7 protein-coding genes and 1 pseudogene are annotated in these 9907 nt (G+C 29.0%); 7 read left to right on the top strand and 1 reads right to left on the bottom strand.

Annotated features, from left to right (window positions below; translation table 11 throughout):
• The first annotated feature begins 419 nt into the window (after positions 1-419).
• The 4 genes and pseudogenes from KPL55_RS07170 to KPL55_RS07155 all read left to right on the top strand — a co-directional run bounded on the left by KPL55_RS07170 (position 420) and on the right by KPL55_RS07155 (position 4388).
• On the top strand, positions 420-2336 hold the full coding sequence (locus KPL55_RS07170; RefSeq protein WP_216306022.1) for a BglG family transcription antiterminator: 1917 nt from the start codon (positions 420-422) through the stop codon (positions 2334-2336).
• Between the two features lie 20 nt (positions 2337-2356).
• The gene (locus KPL55_RS07165) at positions 2357-2758 is read left to right on the top strand and encodes a PTS sugar transporter subunit IIA (protein WP_216306021.1); all 402 of its coding nucleotides are present in this window, start codon (positions 2357-2359) and stop codon (positions 2756-2758) included.
• Position 2759: 1 nt separating this feature from the next.
• A complete protein-coding gene (locus tag KPL55_RS07160; protein ID WP_216306020.1) occupies positions 2760-3035 on the top strand; it encodes a PTS sugar transporter subunit IIB in 276 nt (91 codons plus the stop codon).
• 58 nt (positions 3036-3093) lie between these two features.
• A pseudogene (locus KPL55_RS07155) lies at positions 3094-4388 on the top strand (PTS ascorbate transporter subunit IIC).
• 123 nt (positions 4389-4511) lie between these two features.
• Here the strand turns inward: KPL55_RS07155 and KPL55_RS07150 are convergent.
• Positions 4512-5072 (bottom strand): helix-turn-helix domain-containing protein, encoded by a 561-nt coding sequence (locus KPL55_RS07150; RefSeq protein WP_216306019.1) that lies wholly within the window; start codon positions 5070-5072, stop codon positions 4512-4514.
• A gap of 364 nt (positions 5073-5436) precedes the next feature.
• Here KPL55_RS07150 and KPL55_RS07145 point away from each other — a divergent pair, with 364 nt between their 5' ends.
• The 3 genes from KPL55_RS07145 to KPL55_RS07135 all read left to right on the top strand — a co-directional run bounded on the left by KPL55_RS07145 (position 5437) and on the right by KPL55_RS07135 (position 9768).
• Positions 5437-6633, top strand: coding sequence for a glycine C-acetyltransferase (locus KPL55_RS07145; RefSeq protein ID WP_216306018.1), 1197 nt, complete (start codon positions 5437-5439; stop codon positions 6631-6633).
• Positions 6634-6657: 24 nt separating this feature from the next.
• Positions 6658-7614, top strand: coding sequence for an L-threonine 3-dehydrogenase (locus KPL55_RS07140; RefSeq protein WP_216306017.1), 957 nt, complete (start codon positions 6658-6660; stop codon positions 7612-7614).
• Between the two features lie 234 nt (positions 7615-7848).
• Positions 7849-9768: a BglG family transcription antiterminator gene (locus tag KPL55_RS07135; protein WP_216306016.1), complete on the top strand. Its 1920-nt coding sequence runs from the start codon at positions 7849-7851 to the stop codon at positions 9766-9768.
• Positions 9769-9907 lie beyond the last annotated feature (139 nt).

The raw sequence follows: 9907 nt of genomic DNA, 5'->3' as shown, positions 1-9907 counted from the left end.
CATTTCAGCTAACACAGTGTCCAATTTTCCCTTTATTAAATCTGCATATTCATTCATGAGTGAGCCTCCTTAAAAATTCTTGTAATTAAGGGGCTTCGCCACATTTTTTTTACTATTTGTCAAGCACTTTTTTGAAAGTTTTCTGGAATTTATTTAAAAAATTATATAAAAAAAACAGGGTATGCATTTTTAAACATACTCTGTTTTAAAACTATTGGTTTAATTTCTTAACTTAATGACATTGGTCTTGTGCCTTCTTATTTTTATGACCATAAACTGAATATAAGATATAATTGAAATAAAAGTAAAATAAGAGGAATAGCATTAAAATTGCCACATTAAATGAAGTGAATTGGTATGGAATGAAACTCAGAAAGCGTATACAATAAATACATAAGGTGGCTGAGGAGGTTATTGAATTGGTTACACTTAATAATAGACAAATAGATATTATAAGCTTTTTATCAAACAAAAATGCTCATATAACAATAAAAAATATTTCAAAGATGTTTGATATAAGTGAAAGAACCATAAGAAGTGATTTAGATTCTATTGAATATGTATTAAAGGAATATAATGTTTGTTTAGAAAGAAAACCAAGAGTTGGAGTAAAGCTTAATTTTGAAGAAGGGGAAATTGAAAAATTTTTGAATATGTATGAGAATAAAATCTATTCAGCTGAGGAAAGAGTATTATTTGTTTTGATTATCATTATGACAAAAGAAAAAACAACATTTGAAGAAATAGCAGAGAAATTACAAGTATCTAAAAATACAATAATCCAAGATTTAAAGTCAGCACAAATATTATTAGAAAAGTATGATATAAAAATTAAAAAGAAATCCTATTATGGAATATCTCTAGATGGAAATGAAGATGAAATCAGAAGCTATTTATTACAGTTATATAAAAAGTCTACTAAGTATATTCAGTTTGATATAAACAAATATTTAATGGAATGCCTTAAGGTAGATATAAATGAAATTAAAAGCTTTACAGAAAGTATTGAAATTTTGGCTAGTGTTAAGTATTCAGAAGAAGGTTTAGACGAACTAGAAGTTTTGATAAAGTTCTCACTTTGTAGAATTAGCATTGGAAATACTGTTGAATATAGCAGTGATTATATTAATCAGCAGAAAGCCAATAAAAATTATACAATATTAAATGAGTGTATTAACAACTTAAATTATAAGATTACAGAAAGTGAAATATGTTATCTATTAAAATTATTTAGTGGAGCTAAAAGTACATTAGGTAATTTTATAACTACAAATTCTGAGGTTGATAAATTAACAACTAATATTATTAAGGACATGTATGAAGTTATTAATATTAATCCCATAGAAGATGTAGATTTTAAAGATCAAATGTCAATTCATTTAAAAGTGGCAATTTTTAGATTGAAAAATAATCTTACAATTGATAATCCAATGCTTGAAGAAATAAAGTATAAAATGTCTTTCATTTATAGTATTACTGAAAAAATACTTTCAGAGTACGAAAGTGTTTTAAAAGTTAAGTTTCCAGAATCAGAAATTGCCTATATAGCAATGTATTTTGATGCACTGTTTGAAAGAAATGTAAAAGATAAGTTTACATATAAAGTGTTAATTATATGTAATGGTGGACTTGCTACATCAAGCCTTTTAAAGACAAGATTAACTGCTATGATTCCAGAAATTCAAATTCTAGGTATATGCAGATTAAGAGATGTAGAAAGCAGTTTAAAACAGTATGAGGTTGATTTTTTAATCAGTACAGTACCTCTTGTCTTAGATAATTACAAAGTAATTCAAGCTAATCCACTTTTAGAATTAGCTGATATTGAAAAAATTAATAAAGAAATATTTAATAGAAGATATGAAAAAAATTGCAAATTTCTTGTGGAAAAAGTTCAAAATAAAAGCCAAAGTGGTTTAAGTAAAATACTACCCCAAAAATATTCACAAATAGGTGTAGAACTAAATGATTGGCAAGAAGCTATAAGTATAGCTGCAGAGCCGTTAATAGAAAACAAAAAAATTAAAAGGCAATATGTTAATGAAATAATTAAAGTTATAGAAACCTTAGGTAACTATATGGTATTTATACCTGAAATAGCTTTTGTTCACGCAGAACCTACTTTAGTTATAGAAAATTCAGTAAGTCTTCTAGTATTAAAAAAACCAATTAAATTTGGAAGCCAGAAAGAGACATTAGTAAAAGTAATAATTGTTTTAGCAAATAAAAATGAGAATATGAATTTAGTAAATTTAATAAATATCATAACTAAGGAAGGCAATATAAAAAAGCTAAAGGAAGCTAGTTGTTATGAGGATATAGAAAATATTAAGTAGTGGTTGGGAGTTGTTTAAATATGTTCATAGAGATTATTGATAAAGTAGATAATTATGAAGAGGCAATAAAGATGTCATGTGATATCTTGGAGAAAAATGGAGTTGTAGAAAGTAGATATTATGATGCAATAAAAGCCAAAATTAAGGAGTTTGGGTCATACTTTTGCATTGCAGAAGGGGTATGTATGCCTCATGCTAGACCAGAAGATGGAGCTTTAAAAGAGGGACTTTGTGTATTAAAGCTTAATAAACCAGTAGATTTTGACGGAAAATCAATAAATGTATTTTTTACATTATCAGCAAAGGATAGTGAGGCTCACATAGGTTTACTAAGAAGAATTGCACAGGTATGTATGAATAAAGATAAATTAAACATTATTAAAAATTCAAAAAATAAAAAAGAAATTATGGAGGTATTATAAAATGAAAAAAATTATGGCAGTATGTGGATCAGGATTAGGTACAAGTTTCTTGGTAGAAATGAATGTTACGGAAATTTTAAAAGAATTAGGAGTTACAGATAAATATGAAGCAAGTCATACATCACTCGCAGACGTTACAAGTGGTGATGCAGATATTTTTGTTACAGCGCTAGATCTTGCAGATAGTGCAAGTCATTTGCCAAATCTTATAGTATTAAATTCATTATTGGATAAGGATGAACTAAAAGAAAAGATCATAGAAAAAATAAATTTATAAACTATGAAGAAAAGTTATGAAAATCATTAAAATTAAATATATTTGAGGAGGTATAAAAATGAATGGAGTTTTAAAAGTATTGGTTGATTTTTTATCAGAACCAGCGATAATAATTGGTGTTATTGTTCTTGTAGGACTATTACTTCAAAAGAAAAGTGGAGACACAATCATCAAATCGACATTAAAGGCTATGGTAGGTTTTGTAGTTATACAGTCAGCAGCAGGAATTATTGTTGGGTCTTTAAATCCATTTGGTGTTATGTTTCAACAAGGATTTAGTATTTCAGGAGTTATACCAAATAATGAAGCAATAAGTGCTATGGCTCTAAAAGAATATGGTACACCGACAGCTTTAATTATGACATTTGGGATGATAGCAAATATATTTATAGCAAGATTTACAAAGTGGAAATATATATTTTTAACAGGACATATTACATTATTTTTATCGTGTATGATGTCAGTTATACTAGTTTCAGCTGGAATGACAGGAATACATTTAATATTCACAGGATCATTAGCACTAGGTCTTATAATGGTAATATCACCAGCTATACAACAACCTTTTATGAAGAAAATTACAGGGAATGATAGTATAGCATTAGGACATTCTGGAGGAGCTTCATATGCACTTGCAGGATATATAGGTAAACTTGTAGGTAAGGGGTCAAAATCTACAGAAGAAATGAATGTTCCAAAATCATTAAGTTTCTTAAGAGATTCAACTGTATCTATCTCATTAACAATGTTAATTCTTTAATACAAGCATTAACTTTCTCAGCAGGATTTATATTAATACAAAATGGTGTTAGATTAGTTCTTGCCGAAATAGTACCAGCATTTAAGGGGATTTCAGATAAATTAGTGCCAAATTCAAGACCGGCGTTAGATTGCCCAATTGTATTTGCATACGCACCAAACGCAGTATTAATTGGATTTATAAGTTCTTTCATTGGTGGATTAATTTCAATGTTTGCGCTTGGAGCATTGGGACTTGTAATAATAATACCTGGAGTTGTACCACACTTTTTCTTAGGGGCAACTTCTGCTGTATTTGGTAATTCGACTGGTGGTAGAAGAGGTGCAATTCTAGGGTCCTTTGTAAATGGTATCATAATATCATTTTTACCAGTTGCTTTATTACCTGTTTTAGGTAAGGTTGGAGTAGCAAATACAACATTCTCTGACACAGACTTTTCACTTTCAGGACTATTCATAGCTAAAGTGCAAGAATTTGTTGGAGGAGTGGGTTTAACCGCTGTACTAGTTGGAATATTAGCTATTATGATTATTTGGACAGTTGCGACTAAAAATAAAAAAGTAGTTCAAAGTACTCAAGCTAAAGTACATTAAGTTAATGAGGGGAAAAATTTATAACTAACATCATAGAAGAAATATAATAAGAGCTAGGATAAATCTTCTTATCTAGCTCTTATTTATATTTTTGTGTTAAATAGTTAATGTTAACTATAGCAATCATCGAGCATTATTATAGTAAATAATAATGTGCAGACGGCATAATTCTTTGGAATTATTTCTGTATTCATGAGATTTATCCGCAAGAAATTTTATAGAATCCCCTTCGTTTAGATTATAACTATTACCTTGGATTGTTAGTTCAAAGTCACCTTTGCTCACATATATATATTCTTCAGCACCATTTTCATGAGGTTCAGAACAATGTACGCATCCAACTTCAAGATCTACAACTAATACTTCAAATTTTTTATTGAAATCGAAGGCGAAAGTTGGGAAAACACTTAATTTATCATTACCTTCAGTAATAGGTGTGAATTCGTTCTTCTTAATTATGACTAAATCATCAGGTTCAGCTTCTAGTAAGAAAGTTGAAGAAATATGAAGGCCATTTGCAATTTTCCACAGAGTAGAGATGGAAGGGTTAGTCTCGCCCTTTTCAATTTGAGCAAGCATACCTTTGCTAACGCCAGTCATTTCAGATACTTTATCAAGACTATAACCTTTGCTTTTACGATATGTATTAAGATTATTCCCTATAATTAAATTAATATTATCCAAAGTTTGCTCCTTTTAATTATGTAATATATTCCATATTAGATTTTATTATATCATAGTTCTATGAAATCCTCAACAATATGACAGGCCTTAAATCATATAAATTCCTATAAGTATTTTGTAATAAGACTTAATATATTGGTTAAAAGATTAATCAAATCGCGGTGTAAACTATTACATTTATTTTCAAAACCCGTTGTATAATATATTATACGTATGGTACAATAAATTAAACGGATGTATAATATATTATACGTTTCATACTATGTAATACATATTTCTATAATTCTCAATAATTTAAATAGCTTTGGGGATTATAAATAAATTATAAGAACTGAAATAAATTAATTAAATGGAGGTTTTCATTATGGGAAGTAAAGCATTACACGATTTTCTTACAGAAAATTTACAGGAGTTAAGAAGTAAAGGTTTATATAATGAAATTAACGTTGTTAAAGGGTCAAATGGTGCGATTATCAATGTTAACAGCAAAGATGTTATTAATTTATCTTCAAACAACTATTTGGGACTTGCTACAAACCCTGCCATGAAAGATGCTTGCAAAATTGCAACAGACAAATATGGAGTGGGCGCAGGAGCAGTAAGGACTATTAACGGAACCTTAGATATTCATGAAAAATTAGAAGCTAAACTTGCAATATTTAAACATACAGAGGCAGTTATTACATTCCAATCCGGATTTAATTGTAATATGGGTGCTATATCTGCAGTGATGAATAAAAAGGATGCAATTCTCTCAGATTCCCTAAATCATGCTTCAATTATAGATGGCTGTAGATTATCAGGAGCTAAAACAATTAGATTTGAACATTCTGATATGTTAGATTTAAGAACTAAAGCCAAGCAAGCAAAAGATTCAGGATTATATGAAAAAATTATGATTATAACAGACGGAGTATTTTCAATGGATGGGGATATTGCCAAGCTACCGGAAATTGTTAAAATAGCAGAAGAATATGATCTTTTAACATATGTTGATGACGCTCATGCTTCAGGTGTTTTGGGTACTCATGGAAGTGGTTCTGTAACACATCACAATTTAGTAGGAAAAATAGATTTTCAAATAGGGACTCTTTCAAAAGCAATAGGAGTTATTGGAGGGTATGTTGCTGGTACTAAGGACTTAATTGATTGGTTGAAAGTTAGAGCAAGGCCATTCTTATTTTCTACATCAATGACACCAGGAGCCGCAGCTTCAGTTATAGAAGCAATAAATATTTTAACTGAAAGCACGGAGTTAGTTGATAGATTATGGGAAAATGGAAGGTATTTAAAGAAAGGCCTTAAAGAATTAGGCTATAATATTGGACATAGTGAAACGCCAATAACCCCTTGTATTATTGGCGAAGCAGATGTTGCTCAAAAATTTAGTTCTGAGTTATTTAAAGAAGGAGTTTATGCAAAATCAATAGTATTCCCTACAGTACCTTTAGGAACGGCAAGAGTAAGAAATATGCCTACTGCAGCACATACAAAAGAGATGTTGGATGATGCAATTGCTGCATATGCAAAGGTTGGAAGAAGAATGGGCCTAATAAAATAAATATAGAAAAGGGGAGAAAATGAAATGAAAAAAATATTGGTAACAGGAGCATTAGGTCAAATAGGATCAGAACTAGTAATGAGGATGAGAGAACTTTATGGTAGGGATAATGTAATAGCAACAGATCTAAGAAAACCAGATAATAACTCAGTAGTAACTTCAGGTCCTTTTGAAACACTTGATGTAACAGATTACCAAAGCATGCTTAGAATTGCAAAAAAGCATGAGATAGATACACTTGTTCATTTAGCAGCTTTATTATCGGCAACAGCTGAAGCAAAACCATTGCTCGCTTGGAATATAAATATGGGTGGACTTGTTAATGCTTTAGAAGTTGCTAGAGAACTTAAATGTAAATTCTTCACACCAAGTTCTATAGGCTCATTTGGTCCATCTACTCCCAAAGATAATACACCTCAAGATACAATTCAAAGACCAACAACTATGTATGGTGTTAATAAAGTATCTGGAGAACTATTATGTAATTATTACCATACTAAGTTTGGGGTTGATACAAGAGGAGTACGTTTCCCAGGATTAATTTCTTACAAAGTTCTTCCAGGTGGTGGAACCACTGATTATGCGGTTGATATATATTATGAAGCATTAAAGACAGGTAAATACACTTCATTTATTGATAAAGGAACAAAAATGGATATGATGTATATGCCAGATGCAATAAATGCAATTATTAATTTATTAGAAGCTGATGAATCAAAATTAAAACATAGAAATGCATTTAATATTGCAGCTATGAGTTTTTCACCTGAAGAAGTTGCTAGTGAAATAAAAAAACATATGCCAAAATTTGAATTGAGTTATAAAGTAGATCCAGTAAGACAAAACATTGCTAATTCATGGCCAAATTCAATGGATTCGACTTGTGCTAAAAATGAATGGGGCTTTAAAGCTGAATATGATTTAGCAAAAATGACTACTGATATGCTTGAGAAATTAAGTGCAAAAGGAATTGGAGCTTAATAAGTAATATTTATAAATTTAGAAATATAAAATTAATAAAGCAATCTCTATATCTTAAAGCTATTTGAGGTAAGGAGATTGCTTTTTTTTGATTAGTATTATACTAAAATTTTACTTATTACACAAATTTTAAAGTATAATAGTAACTAATATGAATCATCTAATGTAACATTAACAAATAATGATTGATCTCAAAATCATACCAAAATATATAAATATTGGGGGGATACAGAAGTGATAAAATTGCTGAATGAACGCCAAGAAAGAATTATAATATTACTTAAGAATAATAAAAAATGGATGATAGGCAAAGAACTTTCTGAATTTTTGAATGTTTCTGATCGCACCATAAGATCTGATATTTCATACATAAATTTATACTACGATGGCATACTTATTGAATCAAATGTTAAAAATGGATATCATTTAAATGATGAAGTATCATCAAATTTAAACATTCATTCAGAAAATATAATTCCGCAAACATCTTTTCAAAGATGCTTTTATATTATTCATGAATTATTGTTTAAAAAAAATGAACTCAACCTAGAGTGTGTTATGGACAGCATATTTGTTAGTAATTCTTCCATGGAAAATGATTTAAAAGAAGTAAAAAAAATCTTAAAACCTTATCCTACACTTAAACTTGTAAGACATAAGAATTATATATCTTTAGATGGTAATGAGGAAAATAAAAGAGATTTTTATGTGGATTTACTTATAAAAAAAATAAAGAGCAACTATTTAAATTTGGATTCTTTAGCTGCTCTATTTCCAAATTTTGATTTGCTTACAGTAAAAGAATTATTGGAGAATATATTTAAAAAGTATAATTACACAGTGAGAGACATGGAGTTACCAGTAATAATGACTTATATTGGTGTGGCAATCGAACGTATGCTTTGCCGTAATTATATAGAGATAAAGCCAGATTTTATAAATGAAAAATTCGCTGGTAGTACGGAACTTTTTATTGCGCAAGAATTTTTTCGAAATATATCAGAAAAATTTAACATTAAACTTAAAAGGGATGAAAACATAATTTTAGCTTTAATATTGATTGAGAAAACACAATCTGATACTAATTTTGACCTTTTATTAAATTCTGATTATGGGGTTAATCAATTGGTAAGTAACATACTAGAAGACATGTTTGTTCAGTTTGATGTTGATCTTAGAAGCGACGAAGATTTAAGAAAAGGATTATCTGTTCATATTCAGCAACTTCTTGAACGAAAAAAGAAGAATATTCATATTCCTAATTTCTATTTGGATGAATTAAAGCATAAATATCCATTCTTTTTTGAAATGGCTATTAGAGTAGGAAAATTAATTGAGGACAAATTAAAAATAACCATCGATGAAAATGACATAAGTTTTATTGAACAACATTTAGGTGGCGCTCTTGAAAGAATGAATTCTAAAAATAAATATAAAGTAATCATGATGAATCCAAATAATCAAGCTTTATCGAGTATATGTATAAAAAGAATAGAGAGTTTATTCCATGAACGTATAGAAATTTTAAAATCAGTTAATTACTTTGAAGAGAAGGAGGTACTTAAGGCAAACCCAGACTTAATTTTGACTACTTTTCCATTAGAACATAATCTTAATATTTTAACAGTACAGATTTCTATTTTTATGAGCTTAGAGGATGAAATTAAAATCTTCAAAGCTTTAAATTCACTTGACAGTAATAAATATAAAGTGAAATTTCTTTCTGAATTTAAGAACATGATGGAGCCTCGCTTCTTTTATTTTGATCTTGATTTAGATACCCCTAAAGAAGTACTGACCTTTATGAGTGATGAACTATTTAATGCTGGGTTGGTAGGGGAAAATTTCAAAGATGCAGTATTAAAACGGGAAGAACTTTTTCCTACATCATTTATCTATTCTTTTGCAATCGCTCATCCTAATATAGCGATGAGTAAAAAGTCGAAAATTTCAGTGGCACTACTTAAAAAACCAATACAATGGGGAGAGTTTCAAGTTAAATTAGTTTTGTTATTATCTATTGAGGAAGGGAAGCAGAAAATACTTAGAATTTTCTTTGATTGGCTTGGCAATATAGTAAGTGATTCTAAAAACCTATCTTCACTTATGAAAACAAAAAGTTATAAGGAGTTTATTAATCATATTATTAAATAAAGAAATCTATGCACAAATAACATCCATTAATATGGGTAATATGCTTGTGCATAGATTTTTTTATATTTATGTAAACAGTTTCCTAGCATTAGGAAGATACATTGGATTTATTAGTAAAATATTTATGTATAATAAAGAT

The sequence above is a fragment of the Clostridium lacusfryxellense genome (genome assembly GCF_018861735.1).
GTDB classification, from domain to species: Bacteria; Bacillota; Clostridia; order Clostridiales; family Clostridiaceae; genus Clostridium_AD; species Clostridium_AD lacusfryxellense.
Note: the sequence above shows the minus strand (reverse complement) of the source record. Positions and strands in the feature narration are given on the sequence as shown.

What these genes read in the sequence shown, in the direction of transcription:
- KPL55_RS07165 (WP_216306021.1), top strand. Translation starts at nt 2,357, where the DNA reads ATGTTCATAGAGATTATTGATAAAGTAGATAATTATGAAGAGGCAATA.
- KPL55_RS07160 (WP_216306020.1), top strand. Translation starts at nt 2,760, where the DNA reads ATGAAAAAAATTATGGCAGTATGTGGATCAGGATTAGGTACAAGTTTC.
- KPL55_RS07145 (WP_216306018.1), top strand. Translation starts at nt 5,437, where the DNA reads ATGGGAAGTAAAGCATTACACGATTTTCTTACAGAAAATTTACAGGAG.
- KPL55_RS07140 (WP_216306017.1), top strand. Translation starts at nt 6,658, where the DNA reads ATGAAAAAAATATTGGTAACAGGAGCATTAGGTCAAATAGGATCAGAA.